Annotated in this window: 21 protein-coding genes; 17 read left to right on the top strand and 4 right to left on the bottom strand. The window is 34.0% G+C overall.

Features of this window, described 5'->3' with window-relative positions; genetic code table 11:
- The first annotated feature begins 14 nt into the window (after positions 1–14).
- Genes AC1RPX_RS06905 through accA form a run of 4 tightly spaced genes read left to right on the top strand, consistent with a single transcriptional unit; the run spans position 15 to position 3,275 of the window.
- The gene (locus AC1RPX_RS06905; RefSeq protein WP_481761878.1) at positions 15–401 is read left to right on the top strand and encodes an acetyl-CoA carboxylase biotin carboxyl carrier protein; all 387 of its coding nucleotides are present in this window, start codon (positions 15–17) and stop codon (positions 399–401) included.
- A gap of 9 nt (positions 402–410) precedes the next feature.
- Entirely contained in the window at positions 411–1,700 is a 1,290-nt protein-coding gene (locus AC1RPX_RS06900) for an acetyl-CoA carboxylase biotin carboxylase subunit (protein ID WP_481761879.1), read from the top strand.
- Positions 1,701–1,714: 14 nt separating this feature from the next.
- On the top strand, positions 1,715–2,497 hold the full coding sequence (locus AC1RPX_RS06895) for an acetyl-CoA carboxylase carboxyltransferase subunit beta (protein WP_481761880.1): 783 nt from the start codon (positions 1,715–1,717) through the stop codon (positions 2,495–2,497).
- 13 nt (positions 2,498–2,510) lie between these two features.
- Positions 2,511–3,275 carry a carboxyltransferase subunit alpha gene (accA, locus tag AC1RPX_RS06890; protein WP_481761881.1) on the top strand — a complete coding sequence of 255 codons (765 nt, stop codon included), beginning with the start codon at positions 2,511–2,513 and terminating at the stop codon, positions 3,273–3,275.
- A 53-nt stretch (positions 3,276–3,328) separates the two neighbouring features.
- Here accA and AC1RPX_RS06885 read toward each other — a convergent pair whose 3' ends face one another.
- Positions 3,329–4,363 (bottom strand): LCP family glycopolymer transferase, encoded by a 1,035-nt coding sequence (locus tag AC1RPX_RS06885; RefSeq protein WP_481761882.1) that lies wholly within the window; start codon positions 4,361–4,363, stop codon positions 3,329–3,331.
- A gap of 428 nt (positions 4,364–4,791) precedes the next feature.
- Between AC1RPX_RS06885 and AC1RPX_RS06880 the strand changes: the two genes are divergently transcribed.
- Together AC1RPX_RS06880 and AC1RPX_RS06875 are read left to right on the top strand one after the other, a co-directional pair.
- The gene (locus AC1RPX_RS06880) at positions 4,792–6,048 is read left to right on the top strand and encodes a C40 family peptidase (protein ID WP_481761883.1); all 1,257 of its coding nucleotides are present in this window, start codon (positions 4,792–4,794) and stop codon (positions 6,046–6,048) included.
- Positions 6,049–6,134: 86 nt separating this feature from the next.
- Complete coding sequence (locus AC1RPX_RS06875) at positions 6,135–6,818, top strand: 2,3-bisphosphoglycerate-dependent phosphoglycerate mutase (RefSeq protein ID WP_481761884.1); 684 nt, start codon at positions 6,135–6,137, stop codon at positions 6,816–6,818.
- Between the two features lie 31 nt (positions 6,819–6,849).
- On the opposite strand, the gene AC1RPX_RS06870 is transcribed toward AC1RPX_RS06875, so the two are convergent.
- The 3 genes from AC1RPX_RS06870 to AC1RPX_RS06860 form a co-directional block, all read right to left on the bottom strand.
- On the bottom strand, positions 6,850–8,184 hold the full coding sequence (locus AC1RPX_RS06870; RefSeq protein ID WP_481761885.1) for a C1 family peptidase: 1,335 nt from the start codon (positions 8,182–8,184) through the stop codon (positions 6,850–6,852).
- Positions 8,185–8,343: 159 nt separating this feature from the next.
- Positions 8,344–9,045 (bottom strand): ribose-5-phosphate isomerase RpiA, encoded by a 702-nt coding sequence (gene rpiA / locus AC1RPX_RS06865; RefSeq protein WP_481761886.1) that lies wholly within the window; start codon positions 9,043–9,045, stop codon positions 8,344–8,346.
- Positions 9,046–9,065: 20 nt separating this feature from the next.
- A complete protein-coding gene (locus AC1RPX_RS06860; RefSeq protein ID WP_481761887.1) occupies positions 9,066–9,350 on the bottom strand; it encodes a GNAT family N-acetyltransferase in 285 nt (94 codons plus the stop codon).
- Between the two features lie 112 nt (positions 9,351–9,462).
- Between AC1RPX_RS06860 and AC1RPX_RS06855 the strand changes: the two genes are divergently transcribed.
- The 11 genes from AC1RPX_RS06855 to secE all read left to right on the top strand — a co-directional run bounded on the left by AC1RPX_RS06855 (position 9,463) and on the right by secE (position 18,716).
- Positions 9,463–9,999 carry a dCTP deaminase/dUTPase family protein gene (locus tag AC1RPX_RS06855; protein WP_481761888.1) on the top strand — a complete coding sequence of 179 codons (537 nt, stop codon included), beginning with the start codon at positions 9,463–9,465 and terminating at the stop codon, positions 9,997–9,999.
- 101 nt (positions 10,000–10,100) lie between these two features.
- Positions 10,101–11,471 carry a DNA repair protein RadA gene (radA, locus tag AC1RPX_RS06850; RefSeq protein ID WP_409021546.1) on the top strand — a complete coding sequence of 457 codons (1,371 nt, stop codon included), beginning with the start codon at positions 10,101–10,103 and terminating at the stop codon, positions 11,469–11,471.
- Positions 11,472–11,487: 16 nt separating this feature from the next.
- On the top strand, positions 11,488–12,600 hold the full coding sequence (locus AC1RPX_RS06845; protein ID WP_481761889.1) for a PIN/TRAM domain-containing protein: 1,113 nt from the start codon (positions 11,488–11,490) through the stop codon (positions 12,598–12,600).
- 128 nt (positions 12,601–12,728) lie between these two features.
- Entirely contained in the window at positions 12,729–14,222 is a 1,494-nt protein-coding gene (gene gltX, locus AC1RPX_RS06840) for a glutamate--tRNA ligase (protein ID WP_481761890.1), read from the top strand.
- Positions 14,223–14,480: 258 nt separating this feature from the next.
- Positions 14,481–15,890, top strand: a complete 1,410-nt coding sequence (gene cysS / locus AC1RPX_RS06835; protein WP_481761915.1) for a cysteine--tRNA ligase — start codon at positions 14,481–14,483, stop codon at positions 15,888–15,890.
- Positions 15,890–16,312: a Mini-ribonuclease 3 gene (locus tag AC1RPX_RS06830; protein ID WP_409021543.1), complete on the top strand. Its 423-nt coding sequence runs from the start codon at positions 15,890–15,892 to the stop codon at positions 16,310–16,312. The genes cysS and AC1RPX_RS06830 overlap by 1 nt, the downstream gene beginning before the upstream one ends.
- Positions 16,293–17,051, top strand: coding sequence for a 23S rRNA (guanosine(2251)-2'-O)-methyltransferase RlmB (rlmB, locus tag AC1RPX_RS06825; RefSeq protein WP_481761891.1), 759 nt, complete (start codon positions 16,293–16,295; stop codon positions 17,049–17,051). The genes AC1RPX_RS06830 and rlmB overlap by 20 nt, the downstream gene beginning before the upstream one ends.
- 2 nt (positions 17,052–17,053) lie before the next feature.
- On the top strand, positions 17,054–17,578 hold the full coding sequence (locus AC1RPX_RS06820) for an NYN domain-containing protein (protein ID WP_481761892.1): 525 nt from the start codon (positions 17,054–17,056) through the stop codon (positions 17,576–17,578).
- 68 nt (positions 17,579–17,646) lie between these two features.
- On the top strand, positions 17,647–18,255 hold the full coding sequence (locus AC1RPX_RS06815) for an RNA polymerase sigma factor (RefSeq protein ID WP_481761893.1): 609 nt from the start codon (positions 17,647–17,649) through the stop codon (positions 18,253–18,255).
- 121 nt (positions 18,256–18,376) lie between these two features.
- A complete protein-coding gene (gene rpmG, locus AC1RPX_RS06810) occupies positions 18,377–18,526 on the top strand; it encodes a 50S ribosomal protein L33 (protein ID WP_057974231.1) in 150 nt (49 codons plus the stop codon).
- A gap of 10 nt (positions 18,527–18,536) precedes the next feature.
- Positions 18,537–18,716: a preprotein translocase subunit SecE gene (gene secE, locus AC1RPX_RS06805; RefSeq protein ID WP_057974232.1), complete on the top strand. Its 180-nt coding sequence runs from the start codon at positions 18,537–18,539 to the stop codon at positions 18,714–18,716.
- Positions 18,717–18,722: the final 6 nt, after the last annotated feature.

Below are 18,722 nucleotides of genomic sequence, written 5' to 3'. Positions count from 1 at the left end.
GTGTGTGCAAATTAATGAAATTTAATGAAATTAATCAATTATTAGATAAAATTGCGACAATGCCATTTTCTCATGTTGAAATTGAAGATGGTGACTTTAAAGTAGTTGTAGATCAAGAAAAAACAGCCGAAAAAATAAAAGTAGCAACAAATATACAAGAAGATGATAGTGACACCATTTTTATCGTTAAAAGCCCACTTGTTGGGTTAGTTCATTTTGATAAAATGGGAACAATTGGGACTAAAATTATTAAAAAGCAGGTTATTGCTCAAATTGAAAGTATGAAATTATACAATGATATCCAATCGCCAGTGACAGGTATCGTACTTGAACAACTAGTAGATGATGGTGAATTAGTCGAATTTGATCAAGAGTTACTTAAAATTAGAATAGATGGATAGGTGAGTCATTTGTTTCGAAAAATTTTAATAGCGAATCGTGGAGAAGTGGCTGAACGAATTATTCGCGCTTGCCAAAAATTAAATATACAAACGGTCGCTATTTATTCAACAGTGGATGCACAAAGTCGATTTGTTGAACTTGCTGATGAAAAAATTTGCATTGGGCCAGCCTTAGCAAAAGATTCTTATTTAAATCGAGAGAGTATATTGATGGCAGCATTAAGTTTAAATGTTGATGCAATTCATCCAGGATACGGGTTTCTATCAGAAGATGCGCATTTTGCACAAATGTGTATGGAATGTGGTATTACTTTTATTGGTCCGGAAGCGGAATTAATCCAGCAACTAGCAGATAAAGATAAATCTCGTTTGTTAGCAATTGAGAAAGGGGTACCCGTTATTCCTGGATCTGATTTAATTACTTCTAACGAAGAATTGATTGAGCAAGCAAATAAAATTGGATTCCCACTATTAATTAAAGCTTCACATGGCGGAGGCGGCAAGGGTATCAGAGCAGTTGAAAGGAAATCTGATTTGTTATCTGGCGCTGAGATTGTTCAGCAAGAAGCAAAGGCTTCTTTTGCTGAGGGAAGTTTTTATCTTGAAAAAAAATTGATAAACGCGCGGCATATAGAAGTGCAAATTATCGGTGATGGGCACCATGTTCAAGTGTTAGGAAATCGGGATTGTAGCTTGCAAAATCACCGACAAAAAGTGATTGAAGAAAGCCCATCAGTTGTCTTAACTAGTGAGCAACAAAGCCAACTCTACTATTTTACGCGTCAGTTAATCAAAAATTTACATTACGTTGGATTAGGAACTGTAGAATTTTTATTTGCGAATAATCAATTTTATTTTTTAGAAATGAATACACGATTGCAAGTCGAACATGGTGTTACTGAAGAAACTGTTAAAATGGATGTTGTTCAACAACAGTTGTTAGTTGCTGAAGGTAAAGAAGTATTGAATAATGATGTAGAAATGAATGGACATGCAATCGAATGTCGATTATCCTTAATTCCAAGTGTGAAAACTAAAATTACATGTTTTGATTTTCCTAAAGATATTCGAATTGAAACGGGTTATGGTGTCGGTGACACCATCTCTGCTTTCTATGACGGACTATTAGCAAAAATTATTTGTCATGCTGAAACGAGAGAATTAGCTATTTTAAAAATGCAAAAATCACTTGAATCAATTTATATTTCAGGAATTGAAACTAATTTAACGCAATTAAAAATAATTATAAAATCACAAGAATTTATTGAAAATACCATTTCAATTGATAGCAAAATTTAAAGGCGGTGGCGGTAATGAGTCATTATCCAAAGACAAATCAATGGCAAAAGTGCCGAAATTGTGGGACGCATTTACATGAAAGTGAATGGGCACCTTATTTTATTTGTCCTAAATGCCAAACTTATAAACGCTTGACTGCTATGGAGAGAATTGCTATTTTAACAGATGAAAACGGTTTTGAGGTAATAAATGTAGCAAATAAAACAGAAAATAAAGCACAATTTCCAGGTTACTCAGAAAAACTGGAACGTGCTAAGCGTTCAACGACATCTGATGAAGCCGTTATTGTCGGTGAAGGTAGCATTGATCAACAACCATTGATTTTAGCAGTAATGGATAGTTTTTTTATGATGGGATCATTGAATACGACGGCAGGGACTAGAATTAAGTTAGGGATGCAAGTCGCATTAGATAAACGACTGCCATTTGTAATCGTTACTGCTTCTGGTGGTGCAAGAATGCAAGAGGGAATTTATTCGTTATTACAAATGAATTCGATTCTTTACATGAAACAAAAACTAGATAATGCAGGGTTATTAGTCATGTCCCTATTGACGGATCCAACAATGGGTGGTGTCAGTGCTAGCTTTGCACTAAATAACGATATTGTATTAGCTGAAAAACAAGCTAAAATTGGCTTTGCTGGTGAAAGAGTGATTAAACAGACGACAAATGAAAAGCTACCTGCTAATTTTCAAACAGCAGAAGGTTTATATGAAAATGGATTTGTTGATCAGGTTATTGATCGGAAAAACATAAAACAGATTCTTAGTCAGCTACTACTATTACACGTGTGAGGGGATATTAAAAATGGACTCAGATTTTTTAAAAAAAGTTCGATCGAATGATAGATTAAGTGCTAAATTTATTATTTCTAGTCTATTTGATGTGTTTTTCGAAAATCATGGTGATCGAGTTGGCGAAGAGGATGCTTCCATTATTGGTGGGATTGGACTTTTTCATAAGTGCCCAGTGACAGTTATTGGCATTAATCGGGGCGTAAATTTAGAAGAACGTTTAGCCTATAATTTTGGTGCCGTGAAGCCAAGTGGGTATCGAAAAGCAATGCGATTACTAAATGAAGCTGAAAAATTTAAGCGACCTGTTGTAACGCTAATTAATATGCCCGGCGCAGATGCCAGCGTTAAATCAGAACAAACAGGACAGAGCTATATTATTTCTGAAATGATTTTAAAAATGGGTGCATTACAAGTGCCGAATATTGCCATTTTTTTAGGTGAAGGTCAAAGCGGTGGTGCACTGGCTTTAGCAAATGCAAATGCTATTATGATGGTTGAAAATAGCTTATTTTCAGTAGCATCTCCAGAAGCCGTTAGTGCTATTTTGAAGAAAACTAATCCAAATGAGATTGAAACAAGTTTGCCAATGACGGCTACTGAGTTATTTAATATTGGATTGATTGATGTGGTATTGCCAGAAACTAATCAGGCAGCAACAATAAGTCTAATGGACAGTAGTCTAAATGAATTGCTGAAGAACCTAGCGACTAAATCATCTAATGAACTTATTGAACAAAGAGAAATGAAATACCAAAAGTTTTTAGAAAATTGGTAAAAAAGAAACGGACCTCAAATTTTAATTGAGGTCCGTTTCTTTTTTATATCTATTTATTTAGAGAGTTGCTGTTCTAAACTAGTAAAGGCTTGTGTTGATTTGTTTAAACCTAATTGAGAACGAATAGCATTTGAGACGCGTTTCTTTTCAGTCGATGTTGGAACTTCATATGAAAGACCATCAACATCTGTACTTACTCCTTGCAAGAAATCAGAGTGAATTGATTCTGTAGCGGCGCTGTAGTTTGTTTCTACTGTGAGCATATCATTAAAACTAAGATCAGTTACCATGTTTCCGTCAATTGTTTTTAATAATTTTTTGTAGTTTGCGAGTGAATTTACAGATTTAGCTTTTCCGGTAATTGCTGTAATAATCTGTTTTTGACGTTTTTGACGGCCATAATCACCTAGTGGATCTGAATGACGCATTCGCGTATAAGCTAAGGCTTGTTTGCCGTTTAAATGGATTGTCTTACCTTTTTTATAATGAGTTCCTTCAAGTTTAAATGAAAGTAATGGTTTGACATCAACACCACCAACGGTATCAACAATTTTCTTTAATCCATTCATGTTAATTAACATATAATAATCAATTGGGATATCTAATAAATTTTGAACAGTATTAACAGCAGATGTTGAACCATCTTTGCCACCATAGGTATAGGCACTGTTTATTTTTGAAGAGCTTTCATCACTTCCGTCAATTTTAACTTGAGTATCACGAGGAATACTTGTTAAGGTAGTTTTATTTGTTGTTGGATTAACTGTTGCAACGATCATTGTATCCGTGCGTCCTGTATCACTTCGACCAAGTGCGCCAGTATCAGTCCCCATTAATAGAATTGAAAAAGGTTTTTTCTCACTCAAAATACTGGAAACATTTCTTAATTTTTTTGCTTTGGTTTTCTTGTAAGTTTTTGCGACGGTATCTTCAGTATGTGTGAATACTGAATAGGCATATACACCTCCAGAAGCAATACCTAAAATCATAATTATCAATAGTGTCCACAGTATTGGATGCTTATTTTTATTGCTTTGAGAACTGCCTTTTATTGGAGATGGCATTCCCAAGTTATTATTTTTAGCCATATTTATTCATACCTTTCATTACATTAATTAAGCTGATTATACGATAAAAAAAGGGATAAAAAGCAAAAAAAATTTTTTCTTACGGTATTATTAAATAATTGAAAAAATGTAAAAGAATGAAAAGGACAACTTTGATTAATTAAGTAATGTTAAATCAGTGAAAAACGACTAATTGTATTACGCTTTTGTCATTTTAATATAGAACTCGTAAATGCCTATTTAACAACAAATAAGAGGGATAAAAACAATGGAAATGGCCTTTTGTAACATTTGTGTAATCATACTGAAATTAAAAGATGTAAATTAAATTCGAATGTAAACTAACCGTAATGGTATGTACCTAAGAACCGTGCTATTCTATTCTAGTCGAGAAAAACGAATACGCTAAAATTAAATAATAATTATGAAATCAACTAGGAGAGTGCCTTTTGAAAATTAATAGTAAAATTGCTAAAGTAATGATGATGACAGCTACACTTATTGGAATGAGCGCAGTTGCAGAACAAGCTAACGCTTCAGATAGTGTAACTGAACTAACAAGCACGATTGCTAAATTAAATAGCAAGAGCACTAAAGTTGCTGCAAAATTAGCAACAATTAATAGTGAAATTACTTCAACTCAAGCTGAAGTTAAGGATGCTAAAGATACAGCTGCAAAACTTGAATCAGATCAATACAAATTAGGTAAGAAGATCAGCAGATTAAATGTTGAAATTTCACAAAGAGATTCACAATTAGCTGATCAAACACGTGCTTTACAAGTTGATGGAAGTACAGCAAGCATGGTTGAATTTGTTTCAGATTCAAAAAGTGTTGTTGATGCCTTCAAACGTGTGGGAACAGTTACAACATTAGTTGGTGCTGGTCAAAAAGCTGCTAAACAACAAAAAGCTGATAAAGCAGAAGTTAAATCTTCTAAAGTTGAATTAGATGAAAAGGCTGCAGATCAACAAAAAACAGTTAAAGAATATACAAACAAACAAGCTGAACTAGCGGTTAAACAAGCAAACGCAAATACATTAAAAGCACAAATTGATACAAAAAAATCAGATACACAATCATCTATCGATAAAGCAAAAGCAGCAGAAAAAGCTGCTGAAAAAGCAGCAGCAGAAACTAAAGCAGCAAATGAAAAGAACGATGCAGCAGCAGCAGATGCAGCTGCATCAAAAGCAACTGAAGCTGCAAGTACAGATACTTCAAGTAATAAAGCAGTAAAAAGCTCAAATACTTCAGCTTCAAGTGAAAAAGCTGTCACAACTTCAACTACAAATAGTTCAAGTAAAAAAGCAGCAACAAGTGCTGTGAGTGCTTCAAGTCTTGATACAAGTAGTATTACTGCTCTAGCAAGATCATTAACAACAAAGAGCATCCCATATGTATGGGGCGGAAAATCATTGAGCGGTTTTGATTGTTCAGGATTTACTAGTTATGTTTATGCTCATGCTGCTGGAAAATCTATTGGTGGCTACACTGTTGCTCAAGAAGGACAAGTTAGCTATGAATCAGTTTCTCAAGCACAACCTGGAGACTTACTTTTCTGGGGATCAAAAGGATCATCATACCATGTTGCTATCTACTTAGGTGGAAGTCAATTTGCTGAAGCTCCAACTGAAGGACAAAATGTTAAAATTAGCACAATGAGTGCTTACTGGAAACCAGATTTTGCTGGTCGAGTAAAATAAATAATTAAAAGACTTAAGACAACAATGTTGTTTTAAGTCTTTTTTGTTATAATGAGTATTAATGAAGAGTGAAGAAGGTTTTAATAATGGTTGAATTAGTCATGGTAAGACATGGTGAGAGTCTAGCAAATCAAAATAATGAATACACCGGTTGGACAGATGTTCCATTAACGGCTAAGGGCATCGCTGAAGCTAGAGTTGCAGGAACAGTTATTCTTAATACAAATATTCAATTTTCACAGGTTCATACATCTGTCTTAAAACGAGCTATTAAAACGAGTAATATTATGATGGAAGAAATGAATCAACTTTGGATTCCAATACAGAAAAATTGGCGTCTTAATGAACGACATTATGGTGCCTTGCGCGGTTTAAATAAAGATGAAACCAAACGTATCTACGGTATTAAACAAGTAGCCCAATGGCGCCGTAGTTATACGACTATCCCACCTAGTTTATCTGTACCTGATAATGATAGACGGTACAAGCAACGTGTTAAAAGTAGCTTACCAACATCAGAAAGCTTAGAAATGGCATTTAAACGGATTTTACCTTACTGGCAAGATGTCATTGCCCCAGAGTTAAGACAAGGTAATAACCAGTTGATTGTCGCACATGGCAGTACACTTAGGGTATTGATAAAATATTTAGAAAATATTTCAGATGCAGATATTGATGGCGTTGAGGTTCCGAATGGTGTCCCTATTTGGTATACATTAAATGATGATTTAACAATTAAAAGCAAAAAAATTTTAACACAAAAAAAGTAACAACAATTCAATATTGTTGTTACTTTTTTAATTATGCTAATGCACCCATTGGATCCCAAGGAGCAAGGACTTTAGGTTCTTCTTTTAGAATAGCTTGTAATTTTTCTGGTAAGAATTTTTTGTTAACGACAACTTGATAACAATATTCTTCCATCCAGTCATCACTCATAACGAAGAAGCCTTTATTACCAACTTTTTCGCCCCATGAGTTTTCAACTTTCCATTTGGTTGCTTGATCATTAACCAAATCAACACCTGTTAGAACCATAGCATGAGTCATTAGACTCTCACCGTAATCAAGGCGTTCAGCTTTTGATAAAGCTAGATCAATATTGAACAATTCATCTTTATGATAAAGTTCAGTATCCATAATACCAATTTGGCGTTCAGACGATTGACCAACATCACAACCGAACCAGACGCTCTCGCCAGATTGTAATTGTTTGATGGCAACATCTCTAAAATCAGCCATGTTAATGTTTAAATGGCGAATAGGACGCCCATCAACAACATTTCCAAGACGATCAACTGTGTACATATTATTGTAAGGTTTATCATCTGTTGGACCATTAATGATTGAGACGTATTCATCTAAGTCCCAACCGATAAATTTTTCATAGAATGTTTTTGGTGTTAAATTTTTATCAATATGATATTCATTATCAGAATCACGATATTCAAAGTCAAATGTTGCAGGAGGTTCACCAAAACTGTATGCTAATAAACGATAAATTTCAGTAAGTTTAGCTTCTTTGACGACTTCAATTTCTTTTGAACTTGTTCCGGCAGCAACGAGTTCACGTAAATCAACAGCATCTTTTCTTAATTTTAAGTTTAAAGTTGAATTGATTTCGCTTGATTTAGAACTATTATATGTTTCAGGCATCACAGATTGAGGAACAACACCATATTTTTCAATAATTGCAACGATCATATCCCATTGGCCGCCATCTTGTTGTGGAGTTGTCATTAACCATGAAACGGTACGGTCACTAGTTGGTTTATCAGCTGTTTCAAGAACATTTTGATAAAAGTAATTTGCTTTTTCAAGTTTATCCCAGAAGTAAGTGAAATTTTGTGACAATTCAAAATCTTTGGCAACTTTAAAATTTGTTTTCATGTCATGACGCATTGTATTTAATGCGGCGAACATCCAACAACGACCTGATTGCTTTTGGTTAGAAACATTACCAACATCCAGATCAATTGAGAAAACAGGTTCCATTTTAGCTTGGGCTTTTAAATCGTAACTATTTGCTAAAATACCATTTTTTGTAACGGCACGTTCAATAACTTCATGGCTTTCACGTGCATGTAAATTTTTTTGGAATTTTGCGAGTTGTTCTGAACTAATTGATTGTGTCAAAAAAATCACACTCCTATATAAGATTTAAGTACTGTGGCTATTATAATATATCTCGTTAGATTAGTAAACAATGTTAAAAAGAAAAGAAAATTCTCATTTTTAAATAAAATCAATTTGCGTATTTAAAAAGAGCCAATAAAAATTAGCTCTTCTTTAGAATTATTTAATTGTAAAGGTGTCAGAACGTGCGTGTAAAACTTCAGGACCATCTTGACGTCCAACGATAACCGTATTTACACAATCTAAAAATAGACCTTGTTCTACAACACCAACTTGTTTAGCTAAATAATCTTGTATGCTAGCAGGATCGTTTATTTCACCTAAATATAAATCGATGACAAAATTTTTAGAGTCAGTTAAAACATTTTCATTATCAACAGTTCTAAATTTGGGATTAAATCCTTTAGCTTCTAATTTTTTGAATAATTGATGACTACCGTAAGGGATAACTTCAACGGGAAGAGGGAATTTACCCAACGTATGAACCATTTTACTTTCATCAACAATCCACATATTTTGATTTGAATTAATAGCAACAATTTTTTCAAATAAATGAGCAGCACCGCCACCTTTAATACCTTGGAAATGGTCATCAATTTCATCTGCACCATCAATTGTTAAATCAATGTGGTCAACTTCATCAACTGATTTAACTGGAATACCAAGTGATTTTGCTTGTTCTTCAGTTCTAATTGATGTTGAAACACCGATAATTGATAAGTTTTCATTTTTAACACGTTGACCTAATGCATCTACCATAAATTTAACGGTTGAGCCTGTACCAAGTCCAACAACCATACCGTCTTTAATAAACTCGACAGCTTTTTGTCCAACTAATTTTTTTAAATTGTCTTGATTCATGTGTGTCACTCTCCTATTTTTTATTTAGGTGTATAAATTAATTCTAAAAGTTCTGGATGTTCACTAAAATAAAACTTTGTATAAGGGCATAATGGTAAAATAGTTTGCTGATTTAGAATAACTTGTTTAATTAAGTAATCAGTTGTACTTTTTGCAAGCCCTTGATGACGCTGATTGTCAGCTACCCAAGTATGTTCAATGACCATTGTCTGATTAGCATTAATCATGGTAAAACTAATTCGACTAATTAACTCGTCATTAACGTTGTACACGCGTAAATCGGTTTCATTTAGTTGGAAATCCATTTGAACACCTTCCCTTTGAATGTAATTATACCATTAAAAAATGCCCAAAAACTAGCCATTTATGTCATAAATGAGGTAAGATAAAAAGTAAACAGATTACGGGGATAAACAAATGAAAACAAGAGGATTTGAAATTGTTACTAAATATGCAGGGAAAATTGACTTACCCGTTCGATCAACAACAACTTCGGCAGGATATGACTTAGCTGCAGCTGAAGATTTTACATTACCTTCAATCTGGAAAAGTGGATTTTTAAAGGTTTTATGGCTAATTAGGCATCGTGAATCGGTGGCTGAAGAAGAGCTCATTCAAGCAAATAAAATTTTGAAACCTTATTTAATTCCCACAGGAATTAAAGCGTATATGCTAGATAATGAATTTTTATTATTAGCAAATCGTTCAAGTAGCCCCTTAAAACGTGGACTGATTTTACCAAATGGAATTGGTGTTATTGATTCTGATTACTATAATAACGAAAAAAATGAAGGTGAAATTTTCATACAAATTGTTAATTTTAGTTTAAAAGATCAAATGGTAAAAAAAGGAGATCGGATAGGCCAAGGGATTTTTATGCCCTATTTAACTGTTGATAATGAAAAGGTGACCGCTACAAAACGTATTGGCGGATTTGGTTCATCAGGTAAATAGTTATTATAGAATGATTAAGAATTTCAATTGAAATTACAGGTTGTCGTTTATGTGATAAAATATTAACAATAGAATTTATAATGAAAGGGTGGGGAGTTTGTATGGCAAAAGTAAAAACGCAATTTGTATGTCAAAACTGTGGATACACCTCACCAAAGTATTTGGGTCGTTGCCCTAACTGTAACGAATGGAACACGATGGTAGAAGAGCGTGAACAATCACAAAAAGCAGATCGTAAAGCTCGTGTCAGTTTTACTGGAGCTTCTGTTAAACCAGAACTATTAGATGATATCTCAATGGCAGAACAAGAACGTGTTGAAACTGAGTTAGGTGAATTAAATCGTGTTCTTGGTGGTGGTGTTGTACCCGGGTCATTAGTTTTAATTGGTGGTGATCCAGGCATTGGTAAATCAACATTACTTTTACAAGTTTCTGGTCAACTAAGCCAAACTGGCGGAACTGTCTTATATGTTTCTGGTGAAGAAAGTGCTGTTCAGATTAAAATGCGTGCACAGCGCCTCGGTGTTGGAGGTCAGAAATTTTATCTTTACCCTGAAACAGATATGGGTAATATTCGTCAAAATATTGAGACATTAAATCCTGATTACGTAGTCATTGACTCAATTCAAACAATGCAAGAACCAGAAATGTCTGCTGCAGTTGGCAGTGTTTCTCAAATTCGAGAAGTAACTGCTGAATTATTACAAATTGCTAAAACGAATGGTATTACGATTTTTATTGTTGGACATGTAACAAAAGGTGGTGCAATTGCTGGTCCCAAAATTTTGGAACATATGGTTGATACAGTCCTTTATTTTGAAGGAGATATGCATCACACGTTCCGTATTTTACGCGCTGTTAAAAACCGATTTGGTTCAACAAATGAAATTGGAATTTTTGATATGCGTGAAGGTGGGTTATTTGAAGTTGCAAACCCATCAGAAATTTTCTTAGAAGAACGTTTGGCTGGCGCAACAGGTTCTGCTATTGTTGTATCTATGGAAGGAACACGACCTATTTTGGTTGAAGTTCAAGCATTAATCACACCAACAGTTTACGGAACGGCGAAGCGTACAACTACAGGGCTTGATCACAATCGTGTGTCATTAATAATGGCCGTTCTTGAAAAACGTGCAAGTTTATTATTACAGAACCAGGATGCTTATCTTAAGGCGGCTGGTGGCGTAAAATTAGATGAACCAGCTATTGATTTAGCGATTGCTGTTAGTATTGCGTCAAGTTATCGAGATAAAGAAACAGACCCTGCAGACAGTTTTGTAGGTGAAATTGGATTGACTGGTGAAATTCGACGTGTTAATCGGATTGAACAACGGGTTGCTGAAGCACAAAAGCTTGGATTTAAACGAATTTTTATTCCTAAAAATAATTTATCAGGATGGACACCACCTAAAGGAATTACAGTTGTTGGTGTTGCTACACTAAGCGAAGCACTAAAAGTAGTGTTTAGTTAGAAAGGAGGAGTTGTCAATGCGTAGAAATATTATTAAAGGTGTTGTTGCACTAGTCGGCGGTGGAATTGGTGTTAGTTTGCTACCACTTTTTTGGAAATTAGTGAGTATTGCGGAGATTGGTATATTAAATAATAGTGTTGTTAATTTTTTAATAGGTGTCGGTTTAGCTCTTATTCTATCTTTATTTATCATAACGCCACTAGAAAAATTACTGGCAAATATTGAAAATTATTTAACTAATCAAAGCCCAATGATGCTACTAACAGCGAGTGTTTCAACTATTGTTGGTATGGTTATTGCAATTTTAATCTCAACACCATTCTATCGATCAGAAATATGGCTATTGAACACAATTGTACCCGTTTTGTTACTATTTTTACTTGGATACTTGGGTTTTGTTATAGGAACTAATCGTTTGGAGGATTGGCGTAAATTATTTGCATCAAAAAATAAGAAAAGTGATGTCGTTGAAAGTAGTTTACTAGACCGTAATGTCAATGATAATTATCATGAATATAAAATATTAGATACAAATATCTTAATTGATGGCCGGATTTATGATTTGATTAAAACTGGCTTTATTGAAGGAACATTATTAGTTCCTAATTTTGTTTTATATGAACTCCAATATATTGCAGATTCAGCTGATAGTATCAAACGTGTTCGGGGTCGTAGAGGATTAGATATTTTAAATAAACTTCAAGATGAAAAAATCATGCCGATTGAAATGTATGAAGGTGATTTTGAAGAAATTGAAGAAGTAGATAGTAAGTTAATTAAATTAGCTAAAACGATTGATGGGGTTATTGTCACAAATGATTTTAATTTAAACAAAGTTAGCGAATTTCAAAATGTCCAGATTTTGAATGTAAATGCACTAGCTAAATCATTGAAACCTCGGGTTATTCCTGGAGAACAATTACATGTTATGGTAATAAAAAATGGTTCTGAGCGTCAACAAGGTGTTGCTTATTTGGATGATGGAACAATGGTTGTCGTGGAAGAAGGAAAGTATTTCCTAAACAAATCAATTGACGTTGTCGTTACAAGTGCACTTCAAACGGATGCTGGAAGAATGATTTTTGCAAAACCATTACATTCAATGAAAAAAATAAACGATAAGAAATAAAGTCAATACTAAGATTATTGGCTTTATTTTTTATCCGATTCATTGTAAACTAGATTAGTTGAATAAAGCCTTAAATAAACGGTTTATATCGTAGTAACTAAATACAGAAAAAAGAAAGAGGCGTTATCATGGCTAAAAATAAAATTCGTGTCAGATATGCACCAAGTCCAACTGGACATTTACACATTGGAAATGCTCGTACCGCTCTATTTAATTACTTATTTGCGAGAAGTCAAAAGGGTACTTTTGTTATCCGTATTGAAGATACTGATACAAAGAGAAATATTGCTGATGGTGAACGCAGCCAACTAGATAACTTAAAATGGTTAGGCATGGATTGGGATGAAGGTCCTGACAAACCAGGAGAATTTGGTCCTTATCGTCAATCAGAACGTAAAGATATCTATTTACCATTAATCCAAGAATTAGTGGATAAAAATTTAGCTTACGAGTCATATAAAACAGAAGATGAACTCGAAGCAGACCGTGATGCTCAAAAAGCACGTAATGAAATGCCACATTATGAATACGAATATGCAGGTATGTCTGATGATGAGATTACTGCTAAAATTGCAGAGTCAAAAGCTGCCGGTTTAACACCTGTTATTCGTTTCCGTGTTCCAGCAAACAAAAAATACGAATTTAAAGATATTGTTAAAGGTGAAATTACCTTTGATTCCAATACTATTGGTGGCGATTTTGTTATTCAAAAACGTGATGGTATGCCAACATATAACTTTGCTGTTGTTGTTGATGATCACTTGATGGAAATTACGCATGTTCTTCGTGGGGATGACCATATTGCCAATACGCCTAAGCAATTGATGATTTATGAAGCATTTGGCTGGGATGCACCTATCTTTGGACATATGACATTAATTATCAATACAGAAACAGGAAAAAAATTAAGTAAACGTGATGAAAATGTTCTCCAATTCATTGAACAATATCGTGAATTAGGCTACTTGCCAGAAGCTATGGTAAACTTCATTACCTTATTAGGCTGGTCACCAGTTGGCGAAAGTGAAATTTTCTCTCGCCAAGAATTGATTAAAATGTTTGATCCTAAACGTTTAAGCAAGTCACCAGCTTCATTTGATGGTAAAAAATTAGAATGGATTAATAATCAATATATTAAAACAGCTGATGAAGATAAAGTAATGGATTTGGCTTTACGTCAATTAATTCAAGATGGTAAAATTGAAGCTGATCCAAGTGCAGAAAGAATTGAATGGGCTCGTAAATTAATTAGCCTTTATAAGCAACAAATGTCATATACAGGTCAAATTACTGAAATGGCAGAAGTATTTTTAAGCGAACCACCTGTTCTTGATGATGAAGCAAAGGCAGAGTTAGCTGTTGAAACAGCACCAACAGTTTTAAAAGAATTTGCTGAACGCATTAAAACGATTGATATTTTTGATGCTGTTGCTATCCAAGCAACAATTAAATCAATTCAAAAAGATACAAAAATTAAAGGTCGTCAATTATATATGCCAATCCGTATTGCAACAACGCGTGAAATGCATGGACCAGAACTACCAGCATCAATCGAATTGCTTGGTCGTGAAAAAGCATTAGCTCATTTGAACAAAACGTTAGAAGAAATGAATACAAAATAATTTTTGATAAGAGAGAGTAACAACTTATTGGCGTTTTTTAGAAAGTTTTCGGTGATGTGAGAAAACAAACGTTAGTTGTGAAGTGCCTCTTTAAAATGCTATGATGAACAAAGTAATTATAGTCGTGTAATGAACGTTAACTCATTGTTGGATGTAGGTTCACTACATCTTAAGGAGTGGAACAACGTTGAAGACGTCTTTTATAAGTATATAAAAGACGTCTTTTTTTAACAAAAAGATTAAATGGCGGGTGATAAAATGATTTCAATTTATAATACATTAACGAATCAAAAAGAGGTTTTTAAACCACTTGTGTCTGGGAAAGTTAGTATGTACGTTTGCGGGCCAACCGTTTATAACTATATTCATATTGGAAATGCGCGAAGTGCTATTGCGTTTGATACAATTCGTCGATATTTTGAATATCGTCATTTTAAAGTTAACTATGTATCTAATTTTACAGATGTTGATGATAAAATGATCAAAGCTGCTAAAGAAGACCATATAACAGTTCAACAATTAGCCGATAAGTTTATTGCTGCTTTCATGGAAGATACCAAGGCATTGGCGATTGAACCAGCAACTAAAAATCCAAAGGCGACAGAAAATATTGATGATATCATTCAATTTATATTAAATTTAATTGATAAAGGTTATGCTTATGTATCTGATGGGGATGTTTATTTTAGAACGCGTAAATCTCCAGATTATGGTAAATTATCTGATCAAAATATCAACGAATTAGAACAAGGTGCCAGTCAGCATGTTGATACTGAAGAAACGGCTCGAAAAGAAGATGAAATTGATTTTGCACTTTGGAAATCAGTCAAAAATGATGATCTTTCTTGGAACTCTCCATTTGGTAAGGGCCGTCCGGGTTGGCACATTGAGTGTTCTGTAATGGCAACAAAATACCTAGGTCCAACGATTGATATTCATGGTGGTGGACAGGATTTAATGTTTCCACATCATGAAAATGAAATCGCTCAAAGTGAAGCTGAAACGGGTCAAAAATTTGCTAACTATTGGATGCATAATGGATTTGTAACAATTGGTGAAAATGATGAAAAAATGAGTAAATCACTAGGTAATTTTGTTACGGTGCATGATATGATTAAAGAAGTCAATCCACAAGTTATCCGTTTCTTTATGGCAACAACGCATTACCGCCGTCCAATTCAGTATAGCCAAGCGAATATTGATGAAGCGACTAATAATTTAAATAAATTGAAAACAGCATTTGATAACTTAACTTATCGATTGAACGATGCTATTTCAGGAGAAAATAAATTAATAGAAAATCAAATTAATGAGAGCTTATCCAATTTTGAAACTGCTATGGATGATGATTTTAATTCACAAAATGGTATTGCAGTTATCTATGATTTAGCTAAGAAAATGAATGTCTATTCTGAAAACAAACAAGTGGAACGAGATTCAATTAATCACTTGTTAGAAATTTTTAAAGAAATGACATCAGTTTTTGGATTAGCTTTTGGACAAGTAGCTGATGCTCTAGATATCAGAGTTGAAAAATTAATTGCACAAAGAATAGAAGCTAAGAAACAAAAAGATTTTCAAAAAAGCGATGAAATTCGAGATCAACTTGCAGCAGAAGGAATTATTTTGGAAGACACACCACAAGGAACTAGATGGAGAAAAGACTAATGGAAAATAATGCAGATTATCAACAAATGAATGGGATTGCGTTAGCTTATATGGGCGATGGTATTTATGAAGTATTTGTTCGTAAACACTTACTTGTACAAGGACTTACAAGACCAACTCAATTACACCATCAAGCAACACATTATGTATCAGCCAAAGCACAAGCTTTCTTGATAGATAAAATGACAGAAAATAATATTTTAACTGAAGAAGAAATAGACTACTTTAAACGTGGACGTAATGCTAAAAGTCATACTTCAGCTAAAAATACATCAGTAATAACGTATCGTATTTCAACTGGATTTGAAGCATTGTTTGGCTACTTATTTTTGAGTAATCAAAACGATAGATTGGCCGAATTGGCAAAATGGTGTATTAACACCGTTGAAAAGGAGAACTTAAATGGGACAACCAAGAAGTAGTGAAGAGGCTGGCGATTTTATTATTGGTCGTCACCCTGTAGAAGCAGCGTTAAAAAGTAATCAATCAATTAACAAATTATTTTTACAAACTGGATTAAAATCAGATGTTTTAAGTGGTATTGAACAGTTAGCTAAGAAAAAAGGTATTATCACACAACTAGTTCCTAAAAGTAAATTAGATTTATTATCAGATCAACAAAATCACCAAGGCGTTATTGTAGCAGTTGCCGCATTTGAATATGCAACTATTGAAGATCTTTTCAAAAGTGCAGCTGATAAAGATGAACCACCATTTTTCCTTATTTTAGATAATGTTGAAGATCCACATAACTTAGGATCAATTATGAGAACAGCCGATGCTGCGGGTGTACATGGAATTATTATTCCAAAACGTCGCGCAGTCGGTTTAACGTCAACAGTTGCTAAGACGTCAACAGGTGCAATTGAATATATGCCAGTTGCTCGCGTAACTAATTTGGTAAATACTGTAAATGAATTGAAAAAGGCCGGATTATGGGTCTTCGGAACAGATATGGATGGACAAGATTATCGTGAATGGGATGCTAAAGGACCCACAGCCCTCGTAATTGGTAACGAAGGTAAAGGTATTTCACCGTTATTGAAAAAAGCTTGTGATGGTATGTTGACTATTCCAATGGTTGGACACGTTCAAAGTTTAAACGCCAGTGTCGCAGCCAGTTTACTTATTTATCAAGGATTTACTTCTAGGGGTAAATAATAATGAAAAAGCAAATTTTGGTTGTAGATGCCTATAATATGATTGGTAATTGGCCAGAATTAAATCGATTGAAACAATCAGAGCGACTTGATGAAGCACGTGACTTGCTACTGCACAAATTATCAAATTATCATAAACAGATTGACTCTCGGTTAATCGTTGTCTTTGATGCAATGTATGTTCCAGGACTATCAAAGAGTTATACAAAATATGGATTAGAGATTATTTGGACAGCAGAGGGTCAGACGGCTGATAGTTATATTGAAGCAATGATAGGTGAGTTACAGACTAAACTCACACAGGTAACTGTTGCAACGAGTGATCAAGCAGAACAGTGGACTATTTTCTCACAAGGTGCATTAAGAATTCCTGCATGGGAGTTATACAAAGACATTAATGAATCTAAAAAAGAAGTTGCTCAACAAGCCAAAAAATATCAAACGGAGGCATCGGTTCGTCGTTCACCATGGGACTCAGAACAATTAGATAGTCTGGCTGAATTGCGTGATCACCTATCACATGACTAAGCAACTGTTGTAATCAGTCATTATGTTTGGTATATTGAAAAATGGAGACCCGGATATGGAGAGTCTACTTGTTAGATGAAACTTACCGGAGTACTGAAAACGAAACAGATTTTCAATTGATTTGCCAAATTAAATTAGGTGCAGAACATAAATTTGAACCGTTATTTGAACGATATCGTCCAATGGTTTATTCGATGATTCGTAAATACTATCTAAAATTATGGGATACTGAAGATTTTTTACAAGAGGCTAGAGCTGTTTGTTTTAAAGCATTAAAAAATTACCAACCGAACAAAGGAATTACGTTTGGACAGTATTTTAAAACCAGTCTATCGAATTGTATTTTTAGTTTAATTCGCAAACAATCAGCGACTAAAAGGCTGTCTGATGCGAACTCGCATTCTTTGGAACGATATGAAGAAACTTATGGTGAATGTGAACGGCCTTCGTTTTATTGTGAGATATTGGCAGATGACAGAATTATCCTTCAAGAAAAATTGGATGATTTTGAATTGAAATTGTCAGAGTTAGAAAGAAGTACTTTTGTTTTACTTTATTATCAAATGAAAAAGCCAGAAGAAATTGCGCTTATTTTAGAGTGCGATATGAAAAAGGTATTAGGATCTATCTCAAGGTGTAAGAGTAAGCTTGGGTTATTTTTTAAAGAAAATCGATAATTAGGAAAGAAAGAAAAGAGGGTGGTTCCTTTTTTCTTTCTTTTAATGTAAAATGAGTGTATTCTTTAAAAATGTTAGTCGAAGTTAGCGTTAGTTAACTTTACATTAAGGAGAAAAAGTCATGGCACAAAGAAAAGTAGCATTGGCTTGTATCGTTTGTGGCTCACGAAATTATATTGTAGCTGCAAAACCGAGCAGAACCGAACGCTTAGAAGTAAATAAATTTTGTAAATATTGTAATAAACATACGTTACATCGTGAAACAAAATAGGGGGATAGTTATGAGAAAAATTAATGCATTTCTTAAAAGTGTTATCGTAGAAATTAAAGCAACAACTTGGCCAACAGGTAAGGAACTACGTCGTGATACAACAACTGTTGTTGTAACTGCAATTATGTTTGCGATTTTCTTCTGGATTGTTGATTCAGGTGCTTCTGCATTCTTAACCCTATTTTCATAGAAGAAT

The sequence above is a fragment of the Dellaglioa sp. CoH-56-MRSF-14 genome (assembly GCF_056782115.1).
The sequence above is the reverse complement of the archived record's forward strand: the minus strand, read 5'-3'. Positions and strand labels throughout refer to the sequence as shown.

Coding starts and splice junctions, on each gene's coding strand:
- AC1RPX_RS06830 (WP_409021543.1), top strand. CDS start 15,890: ATGGAAAATAATGCAGATTATCAACAAATGAATGGGATTGCGTTAGCT.
- gltX (WP_481761890.1), top strand. CDS start 12,729: ATGGCTAAAAATAAAATTCGTGTCAGATATGCACCAAGTCCAACTGGA.
- AC1RPX_RS06885 (WP_481761882.1), bottom strand. CDS start 4,363: ATGGCTAAAAATAATAACTTGGGAATGCCATCTCCAATAAAAGGCAGT.
- secE (WP_057974232.1), top strand. CDS start 18,537: ATGAGAAAAATTAATGCATTTCTTAAAAGTGTTATCGTAGAAATTAAA.
- rpiA (WP_481761886.1), bottom strand. CDS start 9,045: ATGAATCAAGACAATTTAAAAAAATTAGTTGGACAAAAAGCTGTCGAG.
- rlmB (WP_481761891.1), top strand. CDS start 16,293: ATGGGACAACCAAGAAGTAGTGAAGAGGCTGGCGATTTTATTATTGGT.
- AC1RPX_RS06845 (WP_481761889.1), top strand. CDS start 11,488: ATGCGTAGAAATATTATTAAAGGTGTTGTTGCACTAGTCGGCGGTGGA.
- cysS (WP_481761915.1), top strand. CDS start 14,481: ATGATTTCAATTTATAATACATTAACGAATCAAAAAGAGGTTTTTAAA.
- AC1RPX_RS06860 (WP_481761887.1), bottom strand. CDS start 9,350: ATGGATTTCCAACTAAATGAAACCGATTTACGCGTGTACAACGTTAAT.
- AC1RPX_RS06895 (WP_481761880.1), top strand. CDS start 1,715: ATGAGTCATTATCCAAAGACAAATCAATGGCAAAAGTGCCGAAATTGT.
- accA (WP_481761881.1), top strand. CDS start 2,511: ATGGACTCAGATTTTTTAAAAAAAGTTCGATCGAATGATAGATTAAGT.
- AC1RPX_RS06905 (WP_481761878.1), top strand. CDS start 15: ATGAAATTTAATGAAATTAATCAATTATTAGATAAAATTGCGACAATG.
- rpmG (WP_057974231.1), top strand. CDS start 18,377: ATGGCACAAAGAAAAGTAGCATTGGCTTGTATCGTTTGTGGCTCACGA.
- radA (WP_409021546.1), top strand. CDS start 10,101: ATGGCAAAAGTAAAAACGCAATTTGTATGTCAAAACTGTGGATACACC.
- AC1RPX_RS06875 (WP_481761884.1), top strand. CDS start 6,135: ATGGTTGAATTAGTCATGGTAAGACATGGTGAGAGTCTAGCAAATCAA.
- AC1RPX_RS06855 (WP_481761888.1), top strand. CDS start 9,463: ATGAAAACAAGAGGATTTGAAATTGTTACTAAATATGCAGGGAAAATT.
- AC1RPX_RS06820 (WP_481761892.1), top strand. CDS start 17,054: ATGAAAAAGCAAATTTTGGTTGTAGATGCCTATAATATGATTGGTAAT.